This window comes from Paenibacillus sp. FSL L8-0494 (genome assembly GCF_038003695.1).
GTDB lineage: Bacteria > Bacillota > Bacilli > Paenibacillales > Paenibacillaceae > Paenibacillus_AQ > Paenibacillus_AQ odorifer.
Genome location: NZ_JBBOPQ010000001.1, coordinates 5,307,348 through 5,333,822 on the forward strand (window position 1 = coordinate 5,307,348; position 26,475 = coordinate 5,333,822).

Annotated in this window: 17 protein-coding genes; 3 read left to right on the top strand and 14 right to left on the bottom strand. The window is 47.7% G+C overall.

Going from position 1 to position 26,475, the window contains the following annotated elements:
• Window positions 1–12 precede the first annotated feature (12 nt).
• From floA to NYE35_RS24185, 10 genes are all read right to left on the bottom strand, one after another.
• Window positions 13–1,017, bottom strand: coding sequence for a flotillin-like protein FloA (gene floA, locus NYE35_RS24140; RefSeq protein WP_036683849.1), 1,005 nt, complete (start codon window positions 1,015–1,017; stop codon window positions 13–15).
• Window positions 1,018–1,072: 55 nt separating this feature from the next.
• The gene (locus NYE35_RS24145) at window positions 1,073–2,458 is read right to left on the bottom strand and encodes an NfeD family protein (protein WP_094902297.1); all 1,386 of its coding nucleotides are present in this window, start codon (window positions 2,456–2,458) and stop codon (window positions 1,073–1,075) included.
• A gap of 118 nt (window positions 2,459–2,576) precedes the next feature.
• Complete coding sequence (locus NYE35_RS24150) at window positions 2,577–3,020, bottom strand: GatB/YqeY domain-containing protein (RefSeq protein ID WP_036683862.1); 444 nt, start codon at window positions 3,018–3,020, stop codon at window positions 2,577–2,579.
• Between the two features lie 15 nt (window positions 3,021–3,035).
• Entirely contained in the window at window positions 3,036–3,209 is a 174-nt protein-coding gene (gene rpsU, locus NYE35_RS24155; protein ID WP_036657994.1) for a 30S ribosomal protein S21, read from the bottom strand.
• A gap of 139 nt (window positions 3,210–3,348) precedes the next feature.
• On the bottom strand, window positions 3,349–3,708 hold the full coding sequence (locus NYE35_RS24160; protein ID WP_036683863.1) for a histidine triad nucleotide-binding protein: 360 nt from the start codon (window positions 3,706–3,708) through the stop codon (window positions 3,349–3,351).
• A 354-nt stretch (window positions 3,709–4,062) separates the two neighbouring features.
• A complete protein-coding gene (locus NYE35_RS24165; RefSeq protein ID WP_341122163.1) occupies window positions 4,063–7,479 on the bottom strand; it encodes an AAA family ATPase in 3,417 nt (1,138 codons plus the stop codon).
• 1 nt (window position 7,480) lies between these two features.
• Window positions 7,481–8,662, bottom strand: a complete 1,182-nt coding sequence (locus NYE35_RS24170; RefSeq protein WP_036683873.1) for an exonuclease SbcCD subunit D — start codon at window positions 8,660–8,662, stop codon at window positions 7,481–7,483.
• A 40-nt stretch (window positions 8,663–8,702) separates the two neighbouring features.
• The gene (gene addA / locus NYE35_RS24175; protein ID WP_036683875.1) at window positions 8,703–12,752 is read right to left on the bottom strand and encodes a helicase-exonuclease AddAB subunit AddA; all 4,050 of its coding nucleotides are present in this window, start codon (window positions 12,750–12,752) and stop codon (window positions 8,703–8,705) included.
• Window positions 12,749–16,261 (bottom strand): helicase-exonuclease AddAB subunit AddB, encoded by a 3,513-nt coding sequence (gene addB / locus NYE35_RS24180; protein WP_341122164.1) that lies wholly within the window; start codon window positions 16,259–16,261, stop codon window positions 12,749–12,751. The genes addA and addB overlap by 4 nt, the downstream gene beginning before the upstream one ends.
• A 731-nt stretch (window positions 16,262–16,992) precedes the next feature.
• Window positions 16,993–18,417, bottom strand: a complete 1,425-nt coding sequence (locus NYE35_RS24185) for a class I SAM-dependent rRNA methyltransferase (RefSeq protein ID WP_076222949.1) — start codon at window positions 18,415–18,417, stop codon at window positions 16,993–16,995.
• 99 nt (window positions 18,418–18,516) lie between these two features.
• On the opposite strand from NYE35_RS24185, the gene NYE35_RS24190 reads away from it, so the two are divergent.
• Window positions 18,517–19,503 carry a Na/Pi cotransporter family protein gene (locus NYE35_RS24190; RefSeq protein WP_036683880.1) on the top strand — a complete coding sequence of 329 codons (987 nt, stop codon included), beginning with the start codon at window positions 18,517–18,519 and terminating at the stop codon, window positions 19,501–19,503.
• A 53-nt stretch (window positions 19,504–19,556) separates the two neighbouring features.
• Here the strand turns inward: NYE35_RS24190 and NYE35_RS24195 are convergent, their stop codons facing one another.
• The 4 genes from NYE35_RS24195 to NYE35_RS24210 form a co-directional block, all read right to left on the bottom strand.
• A complete protein-coding gene (locus NYE35_RS24195) occupies window positions 19,557–20,387 on the bottom strand; it encodes an energy-coupling factor transporter transmembrane component T family protein (RefSeq protein WP_076272668.1) in 831 nt (276 codons plus the stop codon).
• Entirely contained in the window at window positions 20,384–22,090 is a 1,707-nt protein-coding gene (locus NYE35_RS24200; RefSeq protein ID WP_341122165.1) for an ABC transporter ATP-binding protein, read from the bottom strand. The genes NYE35_RS24195 and NYE35_RS24200 overlap by 4 nt, the downstream gene beginning before the upstream one ends.
• Window positions 22,091–22,172: 82 nt before the next feature.
• Entirely contained in the window at window positions 22,173–22,733 is a 561-nt protein-coding gene (locus tag NYE35_RS24205; protein ID WP_036683889.1) for an ECF-type riboflavin transporter substrate-binding protein, read from the bottom strand.
• Between the two features lie 151 nt (window positions 22,734–22,884).
• The gene (locus tag NYE35_RS24210; RefSeq protein WP_036683896.1) at window positions 22,885–25,110 is read right to left on the bottom strand and encodes an Ig-like domain-containing protein; all 2,226 of its coding nucleotides are present in this window, start codon (window positions 25,108–25,110) and stop codon (window positions 22,885–22,887) included.
• Between the two features lie 209 nt (window positions 25,111–25,319).
• Between NYE35_RS24210 and NYE35_RS24215 the strand changes: the two genes are divergently transcribed.
• Window positions 25,320–26,054 carry an AzlC family ABC transporter permease gene (locus NYE35_RS24215; RefSeq protein ID WP_036683898.1) on the top strand — a complete coding sequence of 245 codons (735 nt, stop codon included), beginning with the start codon at window positions 25,320–25,322 and terminating at the stop codon, window positions 26,052–26,054.
• Window positions 26,045–26,371: an AzlD domain-containing protein gene (locus NYE35_RS24220; protein WP_341122166.1), complete on the top strand. Its 327-nt coding sequence runs from the start codon at window positions 26,045–26,047 to the stop codon at window positions 26,369–26,371. Before NYE35_RS24215 ends, NYE35_RS24220 begins: the two co-directional genes overlap by 10 nt.
• Window positions 26,372–26,475 lie beyond the last annotated feature (104 nt).

A 26,475-nucleotide genomic window follows, 5' to 3' on the forward strand; every position in this document is an offset into this window, starting at 1 on the left:
TCACATCCCCTTTTATTTATTGTTGTTAGGACGGTTATTGTCGTCCTGATCATTCATTTTGCCGAGAGAGCCCCGCATTTGGGTATCTGCCTCGATGTTTTTGATATTCATATAATCCATCACGCCGATTTGGCCATTTCTGAGCGCCTCAGCCATCGCCATAGGCACCTGAGATTCAGCTTCCACAACAAGCGCCTTCATCTCTACTACGCGCGCCTTCATCTCTTGCTCGTGAGCGACAGCCATCGCTCTGCGTTCTTCCGCTTTAGCTTGGGCAATGCGTTTATCTGCTTCTGCTTGCTCGGTTTGTAGATAAGCACCGATGTTCTTGCCTACATCGATATCCGCAATATCAATGGAGAGGATCTCAAAAGCAGTACCTGAGTCCAGACCTTTGGACAATACCGTCCGCGAAATCAAATCCGGGTTCTCAAGGACATCTTTATGGGAATCACTCGAACCTACTGTCGTTACAATCCCTTCACCAACACGGGCAATAATCGTTTCTTCACCCGCACCACCCACGAGGCGGTCGATATTGGCACGAACAGTTACGCGCGCTTTTACCTTAACTTCAATCCCGTTCTTAGCAACAGCCGCAACAACTGGTGTCTCAATTACACGAGGGTTAACGCTCATTTGCACAGCCTGCAGCACATCACGTCCTGCAAGATCAATGGCTGCTGCGCGAGTAAATTCCAAAGGAATATCTGCACGTTGTGCTGCAATAAGCGCATTAACAACGCGGTCAACGTTACCACCTGCGAGATAGTGACTCTCCAGTTGATTAATGTTCAGTCCAAGACCTGCCTTAGTCGCTTTAATCATTGGGTTAACGATACGACTTGGGGTTACACGACGCAGTCTCATCGCCACCAGCGTAATAATACTGATTCTAACGCCCGATGCTAATGCAGAAATCCAGAGCATAACCGGGAAGAAACTTAAAAACACGCTCAATACAATAATCACCACTACCGCGATGAACAGAATAGGAATCAAAGATGCTTCACCCATACTATATAACCTCCGTAAATTTATTCTAGAACTGTTATTGGTTCCAGTGTTTACCTTATTCCTTGATTTCTTTCACAACAATCCGTCCGCCCTCTACTTTAATAATAGAGACCGGTGCATTAGCACTAATAAAACTACCTTCTGTAACAACATCCACACGTTCGCCGCCTATCATAGCCGTTCCTGATGGACGAAGCGGAGTAATACTGGTTCCTGTAGCGCCTAATAAGCTAAGCTTCTCTTCTACGGGCACAAATCCCTGATCTTTAGTAAGGCTTTCCTTCAAAATAAATCTGTTCCAGATCCCTCGTTCTTTAAAAATGACCGCAACAATTACTACAACTATAGTCGCAGCTACGAAAGAGATACCTAGACTGAGAAGTGCATGCTTATAGCTGTAAGCAGCTCGTACGACACCCGCTACAAGGCTAACAGAGCCGAGCAGCCCCAATATTCCGAAGCTAGGCACAAAGAGCTCCAGCACAAGCATGACAAGCCCAATGATAAACAAGAGCCAAGTTTCCGCTCCGGCGAATCCTGCAACATAGTTGCCGAAGAAATATAACACAAAAGCCAATGTCCCGATAATTCCTGGCGCACCAAAGCCTGGAACAATCAGTTCAATTACAACGCCTGTAATCCCAATGAACAGCAGAATCGTCATAATAATCGGATTGGTCAGAAATTGCGACATTTTTTCCGCACCGGTATGCTCTACGCGAAAGATGTCGTCTGTAGTATATCCAAGCCAATGAATTGCTTCTTCAGGGGTATCTGTAATTTGATCAGCGTAACCAGCTTTTAAAGCTTCTTCACTAGACAAGGCAATGATTTCTCCCTGTGTCTTAGTCACACCAAGCTCTGGCTTATCCACGACCAAATTACTATCCACCATACCAGCGGCAATGTCTGGATCACGATCATTCAGAGCAGCAGCGCCAATCATTTTAGATCTCCAGTAGGATATCATTTTGGCATCATCGACTTTTTGACCATTCATGTCTACCAAAGAAGCAGAACCGATCATACTGCCCGGCTTCATGATTATTGCACCTGCATTAAGTGCTATGTAACTGCCTGCAGAAGCGGCATCACCTTTAATATAGGCAGCTGTTGGTATTTCACTCTCTCTTACCATCGTCCCAATCTCTTCTGCCGATTTCACCAGCCCTCCAGGTGTATCGACCTCTAGTAGAATAAGGACTGCTCCATAATTAGCGGCTTCTTCAAATCCTCTTTCCAAAAAGCTTTGCAAACCCCGTTCAATCTTTTGATCTACCGGAATAATAAACACGGGACCTTTTTTCAGCTCACTGTTCGTAACCCCCGGTGTTTTCGGGGCTGTCCCGTCAGCGCTTACATTCGTTGCAAAGGGTGTCAGGAGGAGTAACAGCAGGACCACAGGAATGCTAGCTAACAGTATTTTCCGTAATCTTCTCAATGATTTTACCTCCCTTCTTTAGCTTGACCCAGAACTCATAACCCTTAATACGCTGAAATTGGATTTACGTTTCATAACATAGAAAAGCACCCCTTTTACAAGGGGTGCTAGTGCTATATTATTGCAGAAATTGCAGAACCGCCTGGTTCACGAGTTTACCATCAGCGCGACCTTTGACCTTAGGCATCAGTGCGCTCATGACCTTCCCCATTTCGCTCTTCGAAGAAGCACCGGTTTCCTGGATGGTCTGCTGTACAATTACTTTAATTTCTTCTTCGGAAAGTTGCTCGGGAAGATATTTAATAATAATCTCGATTTCTGCTTTTGTACTCGCGGCAAGCTCGTCGCGACCCGCTGATTCAAATTCTTGGAGGGCATCTTTGCGCTGTTTGATTTCACGACTAAGGATATCAAGCACTTCGTTGTCGTCCAATGTTCTCTTCAGATCTATTTCAAGATACTTTATTGTAGAACGAACCATTCGAATCGTGGAGAGCGTGAACTTGTCCTTACTCTTCATCGCTTGCTTCATATCTTCGTTCAATCTCTCGCTAAGATTCATGCGTGGGTAATCCTCCTAAAACTTTCTCTTACGAGCAGCCTCAGACTTCAGCTTTTTCTTAACGCTCGGCTTTTCGTAATGTTTGCGTTTCTTCACCTCAGCCAAGACACCATCTTTTGCGATGGAACGTTTAAAGCGACGAAGTGCAGCATCAATTGTCTCGTTTTTGCGAACTTTCGTTTCAGACACAGGTTTCCCCTCCCTCCGACCATACCGTCCAAGAGCATAACACGGTTTATCAAACTCCATTATAGGTCAAACGGAAATAACGTGTCAACCTTCGTGCTATTCTTTTTTCTGGCAAGTTCTTCAACATTAAATGATTATGCTATGCGTGGGAAGCTGAGTTTCCAGTGAGCGCACCCAGCTTGGCTCCACCCAGCAGGTGATAATGAAGATGAGGCACAGCTTGTCCACTATCAGGCCCGCAATTATTGATTAAACGATAACCAGACTCAGCAATCCCAAGGTCTTTGGCGATCTGTTGGGCCACACTGTGGATTTCAGCAATTAGCGGAAGATCCTCGGGTGTAACATCATTCATTGAAGCAATGAACTTCTTGGGAATGATCAACACATGTACCGGTGCAGCCGGCTCGATGTCGTAAAATGCAAGAATACGTTCATTCTCAAATACTTTTTTGGAAGGAATAGTACCCTCAATAATTTTGCTAAACACGGTCTCCATAGAGTGCTTGCCTCCTAAAAATTGGTGAAATTCCACTTCATCATAAGATAATCATACAGGATAATCATCAATTACGAAAGCAGCAAGCAAACTCAGTATAATCAGCACCAAACTGTATCTGTTACAGAATGAACCATTAAATAAATATATCAACACCGTTAGGCCTAAAAAAGACAAAAAAAAGAGAAACACCCTTCACAGCTTATAAAGCTGATTCGGCGGCGGACGTATGAAAAGGAGTTCATTCCCTGCCATACGTCCGCCGAGGTGTTTCTAAAGTAATGTCGGCTTAGCTGTATTATAACAGCGCGTTGATACTGTATCTGTGATAAGAATCACACACATTGTAGATCTTCACATTTTTTCCAAAAGGATCCGAGATCCCCCTCCACCCTGTTCAGCAGGTACTACTACCAGCTTGCGTGGCAGTCGTGCCCGAAGCTCTGGAACATGGCTGATAATGCCGACAGACAGTTGGTCGTTATGCAGTCTTTCCAGTGAGGTAATTACCGTATCGAGCAATTCCGGATCCAGCGTACCAAAACCTTCGTCCAAAAAGAAAAATTGCAATGGATACTGCCCCCGCAGCTGAATCTGTGCCGAAAGAGCAAGTGCAAGTGACAAGGAAGTTAAGAACGTCTCTCCGCCGGAAAGCGTGGAGACCGGTCTTCTTACACCACCGTTTCCATCATCACGGATTACAAAGCCACCGCCCGAATCAACCTCCAGCGCATAACGCTGTTTGCTCAGGAAACGAAGCCGCTGAGAAGCAGACTGGCACACCTGCATCAATTGTTCCTCCGCAATATACTCAACAAAAGCATTTCCACGTAAAACCGTCTGCAATTTGGACAAATGATCCTGTAGGGAAGCATGTTCTAGCCGCTGGGCTTCAAGCTCCATCCAGCGAATATGCCGATGCCGCAGATCCTCTAGATCTCGCTCTGCACGCGCTCTTGCTTGCAGAGACATTTCATCCTCTGACTTACACGCGCTTAAGCTCTCCTGGCTAACTTGCCATTCCTCTTCACTTAAGCTGGCTCCGTCAAGCTTCTCTTCAATATTGCGCAGCTGCAATGAGACTTCAGCTTCTTCAGCACGATGGGCACGTACCCGAGAAGATGAAATTTCCCGCTCTTCAGGTGCGAGAGCTGCTCCTTCAACCTCAGCGGCCGAACTAAACGGTGAAGAGGTTAAGCTTTGCTCCCACAGATGGCTTGAAGTCACATAATGCTCTCGAGCAGATTCTGCAGCCTGGCGGGTAATCGCTGCCTCCTTGATCTCATGCTGCGCTTTTTCCGCTGCCGTGAGATGTAATCGTTGGCTGGTCTCCACAGCTGCTAACAATTCCTGCAGACGACGCTCACACTCTGCTAGAAGTGGGGCAGCAGCGCGGCCATTAGTCCACTCTAGAAGACGCCGTTCTTTTTCACGCTGCAATTCTTCTTTGCCTTCCATCTGTGTATTCCACTGAGTAAGCTCTTTATCGAGTCCGGTGATGGTCTCCTGAAGATTCTGTAACGAAGCGCTTTTCTCATCCAGAAACTTGACACTGATTTCCAGTCGGGATCTAATTTCCTCAGCTTGAGCATCCTTGGCTAACAGCTCACGATAAGCTTTTTCTACCTCTTCCGGTGCCAAATCAGGGAACTGCTGTACCCAGTTCTGCCGCAAAGCGGTTAGTTGGCCACTCAGTTCCTTGGCTTTGGCGGTAAGACCTTCTACCCAGCTTCGCTCACCTTGGGCACCTGCTGCTTCTTTGAGGCATAGCTGCTGAACTTCCTGCATCGATTGCTGCCACTGTATCGCTGTACGACGCAGTTCTCCAGACTGGCTTTTTAATGCTAAAAATGCAGCATCAAGTTCTGCCAAAGCTTTTTCATCTGGGATGGACATATCGGTAGAGGAAACCTCTGTAGTACTGACTTCTGAACCTGCCGCCGCAGGATGATTTACCGTATCAAAAGCTCCATCACCAAACACCTGCTCCAGCCAAACCAGGTCCTGCTCCCTTAAACCACGGAACATATGGCGTGCTTCCAAAGCACGTCTGGACAACACCCGAGCCTGTTGAAGCTTTGACTCCAGTTCCTGTTGCTCTAGGTTATCCTGCAATACAGCAGGGGCCGGGTGGTGTTCGCTGCCACATACAGGGCAAGGTTGTCCTGCTTCCAATTCTTTAGCCAATCCAAGCGACAGTCTGTGCAACTCATGCCCCTTGAGGGCTGCTTCCAAAGAACTGATATGTTGCTCCAGGCTTTCTGCTGCGGTGCGCGCAGCTTCTTCTGTCGCCAGCAGCTTCTCTTGATGCAGCGCCGCCTCGCGGATCAGCTGCCCGCGAGAAGCTTCCTGCTGCTCGCGACGGCCCTCGGCCTCCGCGAGTCGCGCCTGCGCAGCCGCGAGTGCAGCGGCACGCTCGCGGCGCTCCTTCTCCGCCTTATCCCACTGGGATTCGGCGGAGTGCAGCCCTTGCAGTCTCTGCATCGCTTCTTGCAGAGACTGTCGCTCCTGGGAGCGGACACCGAGCGGCTGCAGGCTCTGCTGCAGCTCTTGCTGGCGCTTTTGGCCCTTGGCCAAAAGCTCACGCTCCCGGGCCATGCCCTCCCGCAGCTCCGCCAGCTTGCGGGAGGCCTCTTCGCGGCGCTCGCGCAGAGCCGCGAGTTCGCGCCGCAGGGCGCCGAGCTCGGACTCGAGCTCGAGCGCGCGGCGGTAGGTGTCGGCCCCCTGCCGGAGGGCCGGCTCTTCCGCCGCAAGCGCGGCCTGCGCAGCAGCCGCGGCCGCAGCGGCATGCGCCGCCTCCTGCTCGGCAGCGGCGGCCAGCACCTCTTGACCCTCCGCGCGGGTCAATCGGCTCTTGAAGGCATCTTCCGCGCTTCGCCATGCTTTCAGCGCGGGAAGCCTAGCCTCGGCCTCGTCAGCTTGGCCGAGCTTCCGTTCAAGGAGGAGAATCTCCTCCTCCTTGGAAAGCAGTCCCTGCCGCTGCAATTCGCGGCGGGTCCGTTCCTCTTGCAGCTCGCGAATGCGCGTGAAACGCTCCGCGACCTGCAGCGCCGCCTCCAGCTTGCGGCGGCATTCCGCAGCATGTTGGGCTGCTTGTTCGAGGCGCTCTGCCGCTGCCTCTACATCCTCTTTGCCTGCGCTGCCAAGCCCCTGCTGCTCCGCTTCGAGCGCGCGGAGCGCAGCCTCATTCTCCTTCACCCGTCGGCTAAGCTTCAACGCAAGCTGATCACCATACTGTTCCAAATGGAACAGGCGCTGCAGCATTTGTCGGCGGTCTACGCCCCGAAGCGATAAGAATTCGGCGAATTTCCCCTGCGGCAATACAACTGCTCGCGTGAAGTCATCCATTTTGAGTCCAATATGCTCTTCCACACAACGTGTAACATCTGCGAGTTTATCCGCCATAACGTTATCCCCGTCAGGTGTGACTTCAATGAAACGGCTAATGGTGTTGCTGACTGTTTGCTCACCAGTCCGCTTGAACTTACGTTCAACACGATAACGATGTACCCCAGCGGAAGAAGTGAGCTCAAAGGTAAACGCCACGCTGAGTGAATCCTCAGAGTGATTCATAATCCCCTGTGTCCCGTTAACGGCGCGCTCTACTTTCCCGTACATCGCCAAAGTAATAGCATCCAGCAAACTGGACTTGCCGCTGCCCGTAGGTCCAAAAATCCCAAACAGCCCAGTCTCACACAGACTTTCAAAATCTATTTCCTGCATTTCTCTATAACTCTGCAATCCTGCTACTTTTAATAAAATAGGCTTCACCTTAGTTCTCCTCTCCTTCCTCCGGCTGCTGCCGTTCTTCTTCGGTTAGCTGTAAGAACAGCTCAATCAAACGATCCTCCGGCTCCGCCCCGCCCGTCTGGCGCTGATAGAATTTACGGAACAATTCCTGTACAGGCATACGTGAACGGGAAATTTGTTCAAGCTCCAGCTCCATTTGCGGATAAATCGGACGAATATGAATGATCCCCTCACGTGATTTACGCAGGCGCTGAATATCATTCATCGACATAGCTTCACTGAGCCGAATCTCCAAATCTATAAAAGCAGAAGCATCTCTACCTTCATCCAACCAGTTATATACCTCTTGCAATCCACCCGTAGAGCTCCATCTTACAAGTGGGCGCCCACAGCGAAGATAGATTTCTTCGAAGGTCGGCTCACCGCCCGGCGCAACATCAATCAGCGTCACCGACTTGGCTTGTCCTGCTTCAGAAAAGCTATATGCCAACGGGGATCCGCTATAACGGATCATCCCTTCCCCTTTAACACGCTGAGCGCGATGAAGATGGCCTAGGGCAGTATATTGCGCTCCACAGGATAAAGCAGAAGGATCTACAGTGTAAGCCCCGCCCACTTGAATCGGGCGTTCCGAATCACTCTCTACACCACCCAGCACATAAATATGGCTCATCGCCAAATTTACGGTTTGTCGGGTAAATTCCCTTCCCAACAGCTGCATGAGTTTGCCTACCCGTGCGCTGTAAGCCAGTCGAAGCTCCTCTTCCCCGCTGTCCCCAGCAAGCAGCTCACCAAGACGTGCCTCTGAGGGATAGGGAAGGGCTGCGATTTTGGCAATCTCACCCGTGCGCGCAGCATGAACTGTCACTGGCTCTGAGGTTGGAAGTCCTACCAAGGTAATCCCCTGCCTTAATACAAGCGGGGAGACTGAAGATACGCGCTCCGGTTGGTCATGATTGCCGGCAATCACCACAAGGGGCCTGCCCCCTGAAGATAGCCTGGCAGCCGCCTCATAGAATAATTGCTCCGAAGCCGCTGGTGGATTAACGGAATCGTACACATCTCCCGCCATCATAATCAAATCCACCTTATGAAAATCGGCGATCTCCACCAATTCATCTATGAACTGCTCTTGCTCCTTCTGGCGGCTTCTTCCCTCCAGCGTACGGCCCAAGTGCCAATCCCCCGTATGCAATATCCGCATCTTCGTCCTCTTTCCCCGCTCCTATGCGGCAATGAATAATTTATAATTTCACAGCATGATCGCCGTCAAAAAAGTACAGCCAAATCTCGCTGATCGGTTCTCCCAAAATATCATGTAATGCCTTGCTGTATAACTCTAGCTGAAAACGATATTTTTCCTTAAGTGCTTCTAGGCCGCCCTGATGTTCTAATACAGAGTCCGTCTTATAGTCTAGCAGAATAATCCGGTCCTCTTCTCGGAACAGGCAGTCAATGACCCCTTGAATTAGCACAGCCTCACTAAAGCCTTCCTTATTGTTCTCAGGGGTAAGCTCCGAGACGGCTTCATTCATATAATCGAGCCCTCGATAAGCCTCACCTGCGGGAACCATATAACTGAATGGCATTTCTCTAAGCTTCCAAGAAGAAGCTATTAATCTACGTCCAAGTTCATTAGTATAAAAAGCTTCTATCTGATCGGGAGCTACAGCCTCCACCTGCTCAGCAGTTAGAATAGCCACTCTCTGAAGTCGGGCTAAGGTTTCTTCCACAACCATAGGATCAACTGAACCCTCCAGCGGAATATGCTGCATGACTGTATGGTATGCTGTCCCGCGTTCCGCTGGGGTCAGACTGCGTTTTTCCATAAATTTCGGACGCCGCAAATGAAGACTGTCCGCACCTGCAACACTTGGACGTTTATCGTTTTCTATTGAGGTTGTAGAATTGCCTTCTTCCAGCAGATCAAAAGAGGGCTGCTCCTGTAATGACAACAACGCTTTTAACTCCGTAACAGAAGTTTTAGCCGGAATACCTGAGGCTGCCGCATACGGATAATTCCATTCCAGTCTTCTAGCAATTTCATCGCTAGTCTCTGTTTCATATATATTTACAGATTCACCCTTATGCAGTGCTTCGAGTACAGCTTGCCGTTCCTCTACCTTATCTTCAGTCTGATCCGTTGGCAGGAACGCCCCAGAATTAAGTTCGGAAGCATTTTGCACACTGATGCTCCAGTTGGACACATCATTGTGCAGCACCGTGGAGACGGTACCTTCTGAACCGCCCAGCTTACGAAGAATCGCCGCAGCAGGGTGCCGGATCAATGCCGGTCCAACCCAATCCAAATAGCTGCGCCCTCGGGCCAGCAGATGGTCTGCAAGCAGCAGCTCATCCCGGTTCTGTACGCTGCTCCAGCTAGCGATTTTGCGTGGCAAATCTCTTACGGTGCCCACTAGAATCATTTTATCTCTCGGACGAGTTAACGCCACATATAATACACGCATTTCCTCAGCTAATAACTCAAGCCGTGTACGCCGGTTAATAGCCAGATAAGGAAGTGTTGGGTAACTAACTCGCGTTTCCCGTTCCACAAAACGTGGCCCAAAGCCAAGCTCTTTGTGCATAAGAAATGGCGAATGCAAATCTTGTCGATTGAACTGTTTTGCCATCCCGGCTACAAAAACAACAGGGAACTCCAGACCTTTGGATTTATGGATGGTCATGATTCTGACGCCATTGCCTTCTTCACCGCCACCGCCAGCTACACCCAGATCTCCGCCATTCTCACGAAGCCGTGAAATGAACACCAGAAAACGGAACAATCCGCGTGCTGCGGTGTCATTCTCAAATTGCACAGCCCGATCATACAAAGCTTTAAGATTGTTCTGGCGCTGCGAGCCTCCAGGCAGTCCTCCAACCCATTCCAGATAGCCGCTCTCCCCATAGATACGCCAGATCAGCTCACTGAGACTACCTTGTCTAGCCGCATTTCTCCAGCTTTCCAGCTGTTCTAGGAAATGTTTAAGCTTGCGCTTCAGTTCTGGACTGATCTGCGGCAGATCTTTATCAGGTAAAACATTATTTTCGACGGTGCTTGCGGATTCAATCACATGAGCCGAGAAGAGGTCATACTCTTCTTCAGCCTCTTTTGCATCTTGCATATCCACCGCCATCTGTACTGCTTGAAAAAAAGGACCCTGACTACACATACGCACCGTAGCCAATTCTTCTTCCGATAATCCGACCACAGGTGAACGAAGTACGCCAGCCAGCGGAATGTCCTGCTGAGGATTATCAACTATTTTTAAGAGGGAAAGTGCAATTTCCACTTCTGTAGCTTCAAAATAACCTTTATTCAGATCACCATAAGCAGGGATTCCTTCCATCCGAAGCTCTTCGATGATTAGAGGGGTCCAGATTCTTGCCGAGCGAAGCAGGATCACGATATCACCGTAAATAACCGGACGCATAATCTTGAGTCCTTTATCGTAGATAAGCAGTGGCGATCCACCGGTCATCCCCGTCATTTGTGAAATACGCCGGGCAATTGCCCGCGCTTCCAGCTGCGCCGTCTCGCTCTCAATGGCTTCACTCTCCTGAAGTGGCGCCTCACCGTCTTCAGAGGTCTCTTCTGACTTCCCTGCTGCCGAACCACGATCAATCAATAATAACTCCGGTGCAAAAAAGGTATCAGGACCCTTCTCTGCTGCACCTGGGAAATTCGCTCCGTAAACAAGCTCAGCGCGTTCATCATAATTAATCTCCGCTACCGTCTCATTCATAATCTGCCGGAAGATCATATTCACGGCATTTACAACCTCCATGCGACTGCGAAAATTACGGGCCAGATCGATGACCGAACCGCTAGATGATTCATTAGTAATTTCAGATAGATCATCGATTTGGTGTGAGCCAAAGCTGCGGTATTTATCCAGGAATAGCCCCGGCTCCGCCAGACGGAATCGATAGATACTTTGCTTCATATCTCCGACCATAAACCGGTTACCGGGTGTTTCACGGGATATTAGCCGCACAATCTCCTCTTGCACACTATTCGTATCCTGATACTCATCCAGCAGAACCTCATCGAATTGAGCACGGTACTCCATAGCTGCATCAGAAGGCAGGGAATAACCGGGCGTAGAGTCCGGATGGCGTAGAATTTGCAGACAATAATGCTCCAAATCACTGAAGTCGACTAGACCTCTTCCTGCTTTTTCAATTCTATAACGTTCACCGAATGCTATCACTGTCTCTGCAAGCTCTGCCATCAGTGGAGCCGCTTCGTTCAGCTCTTTCAAAAACACCTCAGGCGGACGGCCAAACAATGCTTTCTGAAGATCTAAAATACTCTTCTTCACACTATCGCGCAGTTCCTTCACCATTTCCTGCAGTCCAGGATCTGTCGAATCCTTCTTACAAGCCTTTAATTTCCCAAAATATACTTCCATGAAAATATCATATAATTCTGCCCAAGGTCGTTCGTTTACGGCATCCTGCAGTGCATTTACCATCTCAAGATCAGCGGTTAAATTCTCAGCATAGGGTGCCGGACCGCCCGGCTGCAGTGCAATCTCTCGGCCTTGAATCAGCTGACTGGCTGCGCCCGCAAGTGTCAGCTTCGCTTCTTCAAGAATGCTCAGCACCCATGGCGTTCCACCCAGACTTTCGGTGTCTGGCAATGAGAAATCAGCTGCAGTATCACGGAGCCATTGCGCAGGCCAAGGATGGCTGCGGGCATAATCATGCAATCGCTGTATGAGCGCATGCACTGCATCATCACTGCGTTCACCACTGAACCAATCAGCTAGCTGCACAAATATGCTATCCTCGCCATCCGCACCTGCTTCACCGTACTTTTCCTCCAGCAACTCTTCGAGCAGCTCCTGCCGCATCATCTCCGCTTCATGCTCATTTAATATGCGAAAACCCGGATCAATCGGAATCATTTGATAATAACGCCGGATCACTTCCAGACAGAAGGAGTGCAACGTTGTAATCGAAGCTTTGCCCAGCAGGGATAGCTGACGGCGCAAATGGTCGTTCTCCCCATTCTCCTCCAGCTCCCGATCAAGGGCTTCCCTGATCCGCTGCCGCATTTCGGCAGCCGCAGCTTTGGTAAACGTAGCTACTAATAGCCTGTCTACACTGAAGCCGTTCTCTTCCTTACTGATTTTTCGAATAATCCGTTCTACCAGCACCGCCGTCTTACCGGAACCTGCTGCCGCAGCAACGAGGATGTCATCACCGCTCTCCGCAATGGCGCGCCACTGGTCATCACTCCATATACTTCCTTCCGGTTTCGCTTCTATTTCAGCCTTCTTACTCAAGGTGTAGTTCCTCCTTTGCGGGACAGCAGATCCCATATAACGTCCTTCCCTGGCTTACCCAGATTGTTATAGCTGTTGCCTTCCACAGCTTCATCGAACTGGCAGACAGGTCTAAAGGAACAGAATGTGCAGGCGGTCTCCTGCCCAATTCGGTACGGCTCAATCGCCACATCACCTTCTGTAATCCGTGTCCCGATATCCGAAATTGTCCCTCTAACGGAGGATAATAGATGACCCCACTGCTCTGGTGTAGCTACTGAAGCACTGCTATAAAAGCTGCCGTCAGCTTTTACTGCTACAGGCACGATAGAAGAATACCCTTTGTCTAAAGTGGTATCCATCAGGGAGACAACCTCACGATCTGCTGTAAGTAGTCCTTTCATCTTGAAGCGTTTCAACAGCTCTTGCTCAGCCTGTTCCTTGTTCATCCCATTGGATGAGGTCAACAACGGATCATGCACATGGAAATAAAGTGTGCCGGCTGGAAGTGCCGGCTGCCCCAGCCATTGCTCCGAATATGTTAGCAGCACATCCAAATAAGTCAGCATTTGCAGCGATAATCCATAATACACCTCATGCAGCTTGAGATCCTTTTGGCTCGATTTATAATCAATTACCCGCAGAAGAATTCCGTTCTCTCCACGGGCCATATCTACACGGTCAATCCGGCCAACAACCTCCATCACGCAGCCATTTGGCAGCGTAATCCTTAAAGGCGGCAACTCCTTATCCGGTCCAAAGTCCAGCTCCAGCCCTACTGGCTCAAAGCTGCCCCGGCGGGCGTGCTCGCCCAGAATCACAGAAGCACGTCCAACAATATTCTTAAGTTTACGGGAGATGTACCCGTAACGTTTGGAGCTCATTAGGATTTCACCCTGCAACATCGGAGATAGCCGCTCTACTGTCTCACTGGCCTCACGCCGACATTCATCCGGAGACAAGCTGCCCCAGCCCCGTCCCTCTTGTTTCAGTCTTATCGCCATATCACTTAACGCAGCATGGAACAGCTGTCCAATATCAGGTGCTTGCAGCTTATATAGCTGACGCTCCTTCAGTCTTAGTCCGTAGGACGCAAAATGGGAAAATGAGCACGCAACAAATTTCTCCATCCGGGACACACTGCCCCGCAGTGTTGAGCCACCATACAATCTGAGGCTTGTGCCACGCTTTAGCTTCGTTCCCTCATTACGATAGAACAGTGAGCTTAGCAAACGTTCCAGTTGAAATTTACGATTTTCGTTCTTAGTAAACCAGTTATACACATCCCACCATAGCTCCGGAATTTCTGTCCCCTGGCGCCACTGCCGCAGCTGCATAATCAATGCGCGAAGACTCTGTTCTGGTTGACCAATGAAACCGAGATGAATAGGATTTCCGACTTCTGCCGGTAGTCCCGCAGGGGGAAGTGCTGACAAACTATGCTCTTGAACCCTTGGGAACATTCTATGCAAATGCCGGATAACCTCAGAGGGAAGGAGAGCTTTGCCCTCATCATCCGCTGTAGCGTAGCTAATCCAGAGCTTTTGACTTCCTGTCGTTAGCGCATTATAGATCAGAAACCGCTCGTCCAGCAGTTTACGAGAAGCGCCGGGAGCAAGCTCCATTCCAGCATTCTCTAGTACGGAGCGTTCACCTTCCGAGAGAATTCCATCTTCCTTAAACTGCGCAGGCACAACACCTTCATTAAATCCAAGCAAAAAAGCGTATTTAACCCCTGTTGGGCGAGTCCGATCCATATTGCCGACCAATACTTGATCCAGTGCGGGCGGAACTAGTCCCATTTTAAGCTCAGCAAGTCCTGTCTCTAGAACTCCGGTGAACACTTCAAACTCAAGTCTTTCATTGCCCATCATTTCTACTATCTGATCTAGCAGATCAAGTACCGCACCCCACAACTGGCTATGTTCCCTAGCCTTCTCGGGTTGGCCCTTCTCCATAGACTTAACACTGAGTTTCTCCAGCTTTCGTGCAACATCCGTCTCTTCAAGCAGCTTGTACATTGCCGTACATAGTTCAAGGCCGCTACGGCTTTTCTGGATTCGTTTCTCAAAAGCAAATAATGGTCCTGTTATACTAGCACGGCATCGTTCCATAGTAGCAAGCAGTTCATCATCCATCTGTCTGCCGCCTTCCAGCGACAAGCTAGGAATACCTTTCCATGAGCGGCCATCCGTCCAGCGATACCCTTGAATCCCACAAGCCAGCACATAGTTTTCTAAAGCATCCATATCCTCACGTGTAATACTACCGTCTAGCGGAAGCAAAAGCTCCGTCTTTACGCAACGGAATACATCCTCGTAACGCCAGCGACGACGCACTACATCCAGCGCGGAACGTATAAATTCCACTAGCGGATGATGCAGCTCATTTACCTTCTGGTCCAGAAAAAATGGCACTCCGTAATCTTGGAACAACGGTTGGATCAGCTGCTCGTAATCGCCAATATTGCGCATCAATACAGCCATTTCGCCATATTTTGCACCTTCATCACGCGCCAGTCTAGTCATTTCGCGCAGTGCTCCCTCAACCTCTGCTCTGTGCGAAACTGCGGCGCCTATGGATATAGCCTCTCTTGCCAGTTCATCCGCACCTATCCAGGCCTTCCGGCGATCATATCCCCGTTCAAGGTGAGCAAGTACTGGACTTTCTTCAAAACGTGGAAGAACCGTTGGCTCCAGCAGCTCGTCCCACACATCAATGCCCAGCTCTTCAGCTATTCCACGCAGTTTAATGTAAGTAACCGCAGTGGGGTGAAACAATTCAAGCTCATTCAACTGATCTCCATATGGGTAAGGACGATCAATTGTAAGCGAAACGGTCAGCTTCGAAGCTTGCTGCATCAATTCTCGAAGCACTACGAATTCCTGCGGAGTAAATCCATGGAATCCATCTACCCAAATCTCCGCCCCGCGAATGTAGGAGGAATCAGGAATATGCTCAGCCAGTTCTGCTAAACGATCCTCTTCATCGATATAGAGACGTGACATTTCCTTCTCTAAATCGCTGAATACCAGCTGCAAATCATCCAGCTTACCCTCAAGAATAGGACTTCTTGCAATAGCTCCTCGCATAGCGGACAACTGCTCTTCTAAATCAGTGGAACCCAAACAGCAACGCTTCATCTCCGTGTGCAGTTGGTTCAGACGTTCCACAAAACCCGGTCTGTCTGCTGAGGCACCGAACAATTTCAGTTCCTCTTTGCGACGACTGATGATTTTGTAAATTAACATTTTCTTACCTTCATCACTGATTGGCAGACTTGCACTGCCACCAGTTTCCTGCTTCACACGATAGGCAAGCCGCGAAAAACTCAGTGTCTGCGCCCGAAGGCTTCCCTTCACATTCCCTACGGTCAAAAGCCCCCGTTCTGCTCCAAAAGAACCTTGCTCTGGCACAAGAATAATAATCGGCGCACCAAGCGGTTCCTTCTCTAAGGAAGAAGAGATAGATTCCCATATTTTTGTTGTCTTGCCACTGCCCGAGCGGCCTAGTAAAAAGGTTACCGACATAAATGATAGACTCCTTCCGTAACGGAGAAAATATATAAATTACAAGGTGAAATATCCACCTATTGATTACACTCCAATTAAAAAAGTTCAGTGATTCCTCGTCCCTTCAGTATATCATAACCACACTAATCGGAACATGTGTTTGCTAGTATTTTCTAATGTTTTACAAAGGATAACAGCTACGAGTACAAATAAAAAAAAGCAAACCTCCGGATTTTGGCGGCTTGCTTTTTAGAGTGTTTAGTTTGTTTTTAATGCCAGATGTGCAACGTTAGATTAGAGCTGCCAATGTCGGAGCATAGGGTCAATGTTAGACTGTTCGGTGTTCAGCGTTCAGCATCCAGCGTTCGGCATTCAGCGTCCAGCGTCCAGCATCCAGCGTTCGGCATTCGGCATTCGGCATTCAGCGTTCAAATTGCACATTTTCGGCTAGGCTTGTTTCATTAATTACTTACGGACCCAGGAGCCGTTATTCGTGGATTCAGTGCTGTTTTGGCAACTTTTCGGACCCCATTGACGCTATTCTTCGAAAATGTGTTGCATTACGGGTGTTTTAAGAGCAATAGCGCCTTTGGGGTCCGTAAGAATTCAATAATAGGCTGTTTACGCTAAATAGAGTCATCTGAGTCCGTTGGCAACTACTTGCCTTACAGTCGACTCACGGCCACCCTACGTCCAGCCCTTTTATCCTATTTGTTACTTGGCACTGTAAACCTTTTTGACCTTCAGGCTTATTTTTTACTCCGCACTTCAAAAATCGCAAACTTCAGATAGTGTCCTTCGTTAACGCCAAGTATTTGTGGGTGGTCTTTGCCTGCGGCCCGCCATTCCACAAGTCTCAACACCTTGCCAGCATCTTTAGCCGCATCGGCAATCGTTTCGAGGAACAGATCTGGCTGCATATGGTAAGAACAGCTTGCGGTAACCAAATAGCCGCCTTCGTTCACCAGCTTCATCCCGTGCAGATTGATATCCTTGTAACCACGGCAAGCGCCAGCTACTGCACTTTTGGTTTTGGCAAACGCCGGAGGGTCCAGGATGACTACATCCCAAGTTCTTCCTCCACCTGCCGTCATCGGCTTGGATGTGTCGGTTTTGGCTGTTTTGCCTCCGGATTTAGGATTTGTAGCAGCTGCTGCCGTCTCTGTTCCACTTGCAACTGTCGCCCGTTCAGAACGTTCCTCTAGTCCTTTAACCTGATTCCGTAGATATGCAAAAGCATCATCCACTACGAATTCAACACGATCGCTAAAGCCGTTCAGCTCCACATTCACTTTGGCACTCTCAATGGCATGCGCTGAAACATCGAGGCAGGTTACTTTTTTCGCGCCATACTTGCAGGCATGCAGCGTGAAGCTGCCCGTATGTGAGAAGCATTCCAGCACTGTCGCACCGTCCCAATAAGGGAACGTTACATGTTTACCGCTCTTATTAACTGGCAAGGTCTGTAGCGAACCCTCCTCAGTTTCGATTTCCTGCAGCGTAATGCCGCTTCGTCCCCCCCAGCCTTTCATGAGCGGAGCAATGGAAGCTCTATTCTCACGTTGGTCAAAGAAGTAGCCAGTCTTCTGGCCTTCTTCAATATCAACGACCAGCTTCAGGCCATTCTCACTCACAGTTACATGCCGTGGACACTCCCCATACAGCAAACCCGTTGTCTGCTCCATACCTTCAAGCTCGCGCACACTAACATCACTGCGCTCATAGATTCCGCGCGGTGCCATAACCTGCACCAATGCTTCGACGATTTCTGCACGCCGCTTGTTCATTCCGAGCGTAAGCAGCTGCACAACCAAAATATCTCCGAATCGATCTACAATAAGCCCCGGCAAAAAGTCCGCTTCACCATAAACCAAGCGATAAGCATCCGCACCCGGAAGGAACCGATTTCTGTGTTGCAGACAATTCGCAAAACGTTCTGCAAAAAAGGCTGTATCCATGATCGCAAGGGGTCCCTGTGATACAATTCTTACCCGAATCTGTGACGCTGGATTGTAATATCCCACGGCCAAAAATCGGCCCTGATGATTAAGGACATCTACTAATCCCCCCGCTTCCGGATTTCCTTCTACCGATGCGACTTCACCTGCATAGACCCATGGATGGCCCTGTTCCAGTCTTTTTTTGCGATTGCGTTCTAAAATAACCGATGGCAATGACTTCAACTCCCTGTTTTTCTAAAAATGTTTTTATACATGTCCCATGCAATACATTCATATATTGGTGTACAACCCTCGTCCAAAGGAGTATGCCCTATGTTCAGTGATTTGCTGTTCCCTATCATATATGGTCTTGTTATCTTTCTAGCCGGCATGAAGCTGATGGAAACGGCGTTGTCCAAGCTAGCAGGCCCTCTATTAACTACAAGTCTAAATAGAGCTACCTCAACACCTATTAAAGGAATGATTGCCAGCAGCCTGTTGTCTGCCTTACTCCAGAGCAGTACTGCTGTAACGGTGTTGACTATCGGCATGGTCAATGCCGGCCTGCTCACCTATGCCCGCACACTTGGCATTATCTTGGGCAGCAACATCGGCACCACATTAACTACAGAATTGATCGGACTTCAGATCAATACCATGGCCACCCCCTTGCTGGCAGCCTCGCTCAGTCTGTGGGCAGCGGCAGTTATTGCAGGCGAACTGCCGCCTACATCGCGAGTGGCAGAGCTCTGCCACAAAATATCCCCGCCACTGCAATTTATCAGTCTGGCTGTATCAGGCTTCGCCCTCGTCCTATGGGGGATCGCTGTCATGCAGTCTATCGGCGGAATACTTCAGGAAAGTGGCTTATTCCTCTGGTTCCTAAACCATGCCGCTACAAGTGCCCTATGGGGGCTCGCCGCTGGAGCGTGCCTAACAGCCCTGCTCCATAGCAGCGCTGCTGTCATAGCTATGGCTATGAGCATTGCCGCCTCGGGTGCCATGCCGCCTGAGCTAGGTATAGCCATAGTGCTAGGCGCCAACGTAGGCACCTGTGTCACAGCGGTCATCGCTTCCATCGGCGGCACGCCATCCGGCGTCTTCGTCGCTTGGTCCCATGTTGCGCTTAATGTAGGCGGTGCACTACTATTCTTGCCCATGATCGGGCTGCTACAAGCAAGTGCAGCATGGATTGGTGGAGGCCCTGCTTCACAAATCGCCCACGCCCAGACCATTTTCAACGTAGTCTGCTCACTTCTAGCACTGCCATTATGTTACCTGCCTATATGGACAAAACTGGAAAAACGTCTTCAATCTTAGCTAAAGGTACCGTTTTTTTATACCCCAGCTTTCCACAACTGTACTATTATACTTCAATCGAAAATATTATAAAACCGCGAACCGTCGTAAAAAGTGATCACCGTCGAGAAAATTCCAATCAGCGCAAACAAAGCCAATGCAAAATAATCGTCTCTCGTGAACGGGCGACTGCTATACCAAGTTCGTTTTGTCTCAGTGCCAAAACCGCGCAGCTCCATAGCGGTACTGATATTTTCAATTCGCTCGATACTAGTCAAAATTAGGGGCATCAGAATCGAAATGATATTTTTTAGCCGCTTAGGCAGCTTTTCTTTTCTGGAAAGATCTATTCCCCTTGCTTGAGCAGAAAACGATATATTCTCATAATCTCGTTGAATATCCGGAATGTACCGTAGAGCCAGCGATACAGAATATGCAATTTTATAGTTCACTCCAACTCTATTTAAGGATGCTGCAAATTCACTGGGATGGGTCGTTAGAAGAAACAATAGTGCCATTGGAATGACCACTGCATATTTGAGGGCAATATTGAATTGATAGAATAGCTGCTCCCAAGTTAACGTATACCGGCCTGCAATGTGCATAATATCATGACGTGTACCGTAAACACGTACGCCCTCCAAAGGAGAAAAGATAAAGATAGCTATATGATTAAGCAAAAAGAAAATCAAGATGAAATATAATACGAAAGCATAATCCTGAAATTGGACTTTGGAAATTCTAAAGGCAAGCAAACTAAATAACAGCATCACAATTAGACATCTTGTATCATATGTAATCATCCCCGTCACAGACCACACTACAAATAAAATCAACTTAGTAGCGCCGGTAAGACGGTGAATAGGTGAATCCTGCTTCGTAAAAGTTAACATTTTGGCCTTCATCCGCCTCGGCTCCTCCTATCATACGCAATGAACCTTCTAACGAACTCCTCAGGTTGTTTCAGTTCAGCTTTTACAGCTAGGGCAAAAAGCGAGGTTTCTTTCAAGTTCGCTTTTTTTACCACATCAGTATTCGTTAATATTCGCTCAGGGCTATCATCCGCAAGCTTCACGCCATCAGCTAACACTATAGCTCTATCGGCATATTCCAGCATCAAGTGCATATCATGCGTGATCATAATGACCGTCATCCCCTGCCCCCGCAGCATCAAGAGAAATTCCATCATTTCGTTATAATGCCTGTAATCCTGAGCAGCAGTCGGCTCATCCAAAATGATCACTTCCGGCTCCAGTACCAGAATAGCGGCAATCGTGACCCGTTTCTTCTGGCCATAACTAAGCGCCGAGATAGGCCAGCTGCGAAAAACATAAAGTCCGCACACCTTCAAGACTTGATGGACACGTTCACGAACTAGCTCCTCAGAGCAACCTCGGAGTCTAAGTCCTAGAGCGACCTCGTCATATAAAAGTGTCTTAGAAATCATATGGTTGGGATTTTGCATGACAAAACCGATCCGCTCTGCCCGCTCCTTAATCGTGTCCTGAGCAATATCGCGCCCATGCATCCGTATCGATCCGGAAGTAGGTTTATAGAAGCCACAAATAAGCTTGGAAACTGTAGATTTTCCAGCTCCATTTCGCCCCGCTATACAGACCATCTCTCCTTTATGAACACAGAGATTGAGCTTATCCAGCACCTGCTGATTTTTTTCGTATCCAAAAGAAATATCGCTAAGCTCAAGGATGGGTGGGCTATCCAGCTTATCCTGGCGTGACTGATTGCACTCATACCAGATCTTTAGTTTATTAGAACACGCCTCCAACTCTATATCGTTCACATGCTGCGGATTCATATTTGCTGTAATCGAACATCCGGCATACTTTAAAGCCGTTAAATAGAGAGGTTCCCGAATGCCAACTTCTGAAAGTAGGGTTGTGCTCAACAGTTCTGCAGCCGGCATATCCGCCACAATACATCCTTCATGGATCACAATAATACGATCCACTGCCCGATGCAGCACCTCTTCAAGACGATGCTCGATCATAATAACGGTTTTACCTGTCTCTTCATGCACTCGATCAATAAGCTCAATCGCTTTTATACCGGTATAAGGATCTAAGCTTGCCAGCGGTTCATCAAAGAGCAGGATGTCCACATCACCTACCAGAACACCTGCCAAGGTCGTTTTTTGCTTTTGTCCACCCGATAACTCTTGAGGAGAAGAAGCCAGAAATTCGTGGATATCCACCGCTCTTGCGGCAGCCGCCACTTTACTCTTCATTTCTGTCTGCTGAACCACATGGTTCTCTAGACTGAAGGCGATATCCTCACCAACCGTTAATCCTACAAATTGTCCATCCGGGTCCTGCAATACGGTACCCACCTGATTGGACAGCTCTGCGATACTCAGATCCTTCTGCTCCTGGCCCATAATCCGTAATGAACCTGATATTTCCCCACTGTAAGCAAAAGGAATGAGACCATTAATACAATGAGTAAGTGTACTTTTCCCAGAACCTGAAGGCCCCACGATAAGCACCTTTTCCCCTTCAACAATCGTTAAGTTGATCCCCTGCAGTGTGGGTTCCTGCTGCGCCCGATATTGAAAGCTGAAATCCTTAAATTCAATCATTACTTTTTTCATCCGAGACCTTCCTCTGGGTTAATGTGAAGAGAAAAAAGCCGGTGATTTCCACCGGCTTTTTTAGCTTGGATTTGTATTCCACTCAAGCTTCTCTAGTTAAGCTGCCCTGTTTCGTTCTTGTCTTAGCATACGCAATGGCTAGTAAAGATCCGATCACTGCCACCGAAGCTATATTTAATGCACCTGCGGTCAGTCCTTGCGTAAATACTTTATTTACGGGTTCTGCATAGATCAGAATATCCAACACCGGGGCTACAAGGAACCATGCTACAGCATTCGCTGCAATCTGAGCCAGATTAAAGCGTATTATTTCCTTCCGTCCGAATTCCCCGTCATGAATAGCGATTCTAGCTACTAACAAGCCAATAACCAGCCCTACAATGCCAGATGATATGACCCAACTGAACCATGGCGATCCATAAGATATCGTATCCTTCAGGGTATGCCCGATCAGGCCTATAAATAATCCGGCAAACGGACCGTACAATAGGGAGAACAATGCCAGTAATGCGTATGTAGTCTCGATGTTAGTGTTTGGAATACCCGAAGGAATCGAGCCGAATCTCCCCAATATAACGAATAAAGCAGAACCAATACCAATCGCTACAATCGTCTTGATCGACAACACCTTTTGTTTTGCCATGTTCTCATCTCCCCCAACGCATCTATTATGTTTTATGTGATTATACATCGGAATAGTCGGAATTACTATAGAATCCAAATAAAAAAATCTGCAAAGCAACATAATGTTGGCTTTGCAGATTCATATTTGATTATTCAGATCATATTTTCTATTACTTCACTGTCACTGATACCGTAACTGTCTTGCCGCCTAGCTTTCCTTTAATGGATGTCGTTCCTTTACTCACAGCTACAATCTGACCGCTAGCAGATACTCTCGCTACAGAAGGCTTAGAGCTGGTCCATACCGCACTTCCAGTAACAACAGCAGTCTTACCAGTATCATACTGTGCAGTCACGACTACATTCTGAACGGCTCCCGGAGCCATTTTCAGTCTGCTTTCATTAACGGTTAGCTTTGTCAGTTTAGGAACTACAGTAATTTTGACACTAGCAGCAATCCCTTGGTAAGATCCTGTCAGCGTAGCAGTACCTTCTGTTACTGCTTTAACGGATGTAGCTTTAACCGTAGCAACCGCCTCATTCGAGGACTGCCAATTCATACTGCTGGAGACATTCCCCGTTTTACCATTAGAATAATAAGCCGTTACCTTTATCGCTTTAGAGCCTTTAATGTTCATTTCGATAGCAGTAGGTTCTACAACAAGCTTAGTAACCTTTTGTTCAATGGTAACTGGGATACTGATGGTTTTATTGGCGTAAGTTCCCTTTAAAGTAGCAGAACCCTTCACCAGTCCTTTGATTACCTTACCGGAAGTTGTTGTCTTGATAATTGCATTCGTACCGGTAAGCTCCCATTCCATAGTTCCAGTAGCATCAAGTTCACTGCCGTTTTCCATCACAGCTTTCACTTCAGGAACAGCCTTCTCTTCACCAGTAACAATCACCAGATTTTCTTCTGGTCCAAGCAAGACAAGGACTTTATCTTTCACTGTAACCTTTACTTCAACACTTTTTTCTCTTACAGCTGTTTTTGAAGTCGTTGGGTTTTCTGATTTTATTTTACCGATAACCTTCACAATACCTGCCGATTCAGCTACAATTTTACCGTCTTTAATGGTGGCAATCTCATCATCCGCAGAGGTCCACTCGATATCACTGCTAAGATCTAGCTTTGTTCCGTCAAGCTTTGTACCGTTTACTTTTGGAAGGCTTACGGTGTCATCTGTGTAAAGCTCCAGTTCCGTCTTGTCGGCTTCCAGTTCTGTAATCGTAGGATAAACTGTCAGCTTAAAGCTTTTATTAATTCCTCTGTACTCTGCTTTAATAACCGAAGTTCCCACTGCTTTAGCAGTCACTGCCGCGGTATCGCTACCAGGCGTAACGGTTGCCGCCAATTGGTTATCCGAAGTCCATACTGCGCTGCCTGAAATATTCGGAGTAGAATTCGCAGCATCGCGAACCTCAGCCTTAACGTTCAGGGTTTCACCCATAAACAGGAATTGATCTCCTGTAGGAGTAAGTAGTAGCGCTTCATAAGGAGCACGTACATATACGTCTACAGTTTGTGTAATCCCCAGATAGGATACTGTAATTACAGCTTTACCAGCAGACAACACTTTGATCTCGCCTTTGTCTACTGTAGCTACACTAGCACTAGAAGAGGACCATTCCGCTTTCGCTGAAATATCATTTGCGCTGGATTTTGTAGTTTCTTTAGTCTCTGCAACCAATTTCAAAGGTGCATCTCCAACTAGCATCTCTAGTTCTTTAACGATTTTGTCGTCATGTTTAAGCTCAATTTCAGAATAAGGCAATTTCACTACAGCCTTAAAGGTTGCTGTTAAGGTCTTGTATTTGGCAGTGATCGTTGCTGTACCTTCACCAGCCAAAGTGATCTTACCTTCTGCAATGGTCAATACGCTTGTGTTCGAGCTGCTCCAAGTAGTATCAGCCGTTACATCCTTAGCAGAAGTCGCTGTTTCTCCACCAATCGCATTGGCTTTGACCAACAGTTTATCCTCATCATCACCCAATTTGTAGTTCCCTTCAGAACTATATTCGAGCTTCAGTTCTTTAACAGGATGTGCTACCTCAACTTCAATGGTAGCAAGTGCATGATTATAAGTCGCTGTAATAATAGCTTTTCCACTGTCTATCGGAGTCAGCAGGCCATTTACTACCTTTACAGCGTTTGTGTTAGAAGAATTCCATACAACTGCACCTGTCACATCTCTTTTAGATGAGGACCCTTCCACATTCGCATATACCTTAAGTTGCTTTGGCGTTTGTCCAACCGTAAGCTCTACTTTAGCTGAGCTTTCGAATTCAATCGAGTTGATATCGCCGGTCGCTGCAAAGACACTTACCGGAAAAACCGCAGTAGCTAACAATATCATGATGAGGAGCATTTTCGTCATTTTCCTGTACACAGTCATTTGTTCTCTCCCTTAGGCTATAATGTCGTTCGGTGGTTTATCCCCACACTCTTTTACTTATATCGACAATTGTACCCTAAGTGTTTACCCCCTGGCTCTATAAAGCGAAATTCGGGACTTTCAGACTAGATAATACGGTAAAGGTTGATCAAAATATTAGGAAGTAATATGCTAACTACTAAATTCTTTCTTGAAACAAGGGGGCTACGATGAGTGCAGAGAACGTCCAACTAGAAGCAATCCCGTCTCCTAAACAGGAAGATAGCTTCCTTAAAGGAGTAAAAGATTGTATTCCCACACTACTAGGCTACTTAAGCATAGGACTCGCAGCAGGCGTTGTTCAAAAGACAGCCGGGCTCAGCATTGCTGAGATTGCCTTAATCAGCTTGATTCTTTACGCGGGCTCAGCTCAGTTTATAGCTGCTGGAATGATAGCCGTTAGCAGCTCGCCTGCGGCCATTATCATTACGATATTTATCGTGAATCTTCGCCATATTTTGCTTAGTGCAGCTCTTTCTCCTTATTTCCGCCATCTTTCCCCGCTGAGAAATATGCTGGTTGGTTCTTTATTGACTGATGAGACCTTTGGAGTTGCCATCAATCAAGCTTTGAATAAGCAGCAAATCAGTGAAAAATGGATGCACGGTCTAAATCTCACAGCATATTTAAATTGGTTTCTTGCGAATGTAGCGGGAGCTTTTTTAGCCCAGTGGATCTCAGACCCTGATCAATTCGGTTTGCAGTTTGCCTTACCTGCGATGTTTATTGGCATTCTTGTAATTTCCATGATTGACCGTAATAAAATCAAACTAGATTTGGTTGTCGCAATCCTTGCCGTAATCATAGCAGTAGGAAGCTCTTTCCTATTCTCCAGTAGTGTTGGAGTGATTATCGCTACAGTTATTGCGTCAACGATAGGGATGGTGTTTGAAAAATGGAAGTGAGATGGGATGTATTTCTGATCATTCTAGGAGCAGCTTTTGTGACCTTTATTCCCAGGGTGGTTCCGCTTATGATCCTTAGCCGGTTTGAATTGCCAGAATGGGGAATGCGCTGGTTAAATTATGTTCCTATCTCTGTTATGGCGGCATTAATAGGTCAGGAGATATTTTTGAATGATGGAAAATTTTCGTCTTTAGCTGATAACATTGAGCTTTTTGCGGCATTGCCTACTTTTTTGGTTGCGATAAAAACCCGGAGCTTGCTAGGCACTGTACTGGCGGGGATTGTTTCAATCATGATCCTACGGATGTTTTTTTGATCCACTTCTACGCGTATGAAGTCGCTATCGGACCCAGTTGACCTTATTCACAGCTTTATCCCACTTTTGGAACACTAACGGACACCATTGTCGCTATTGTCATG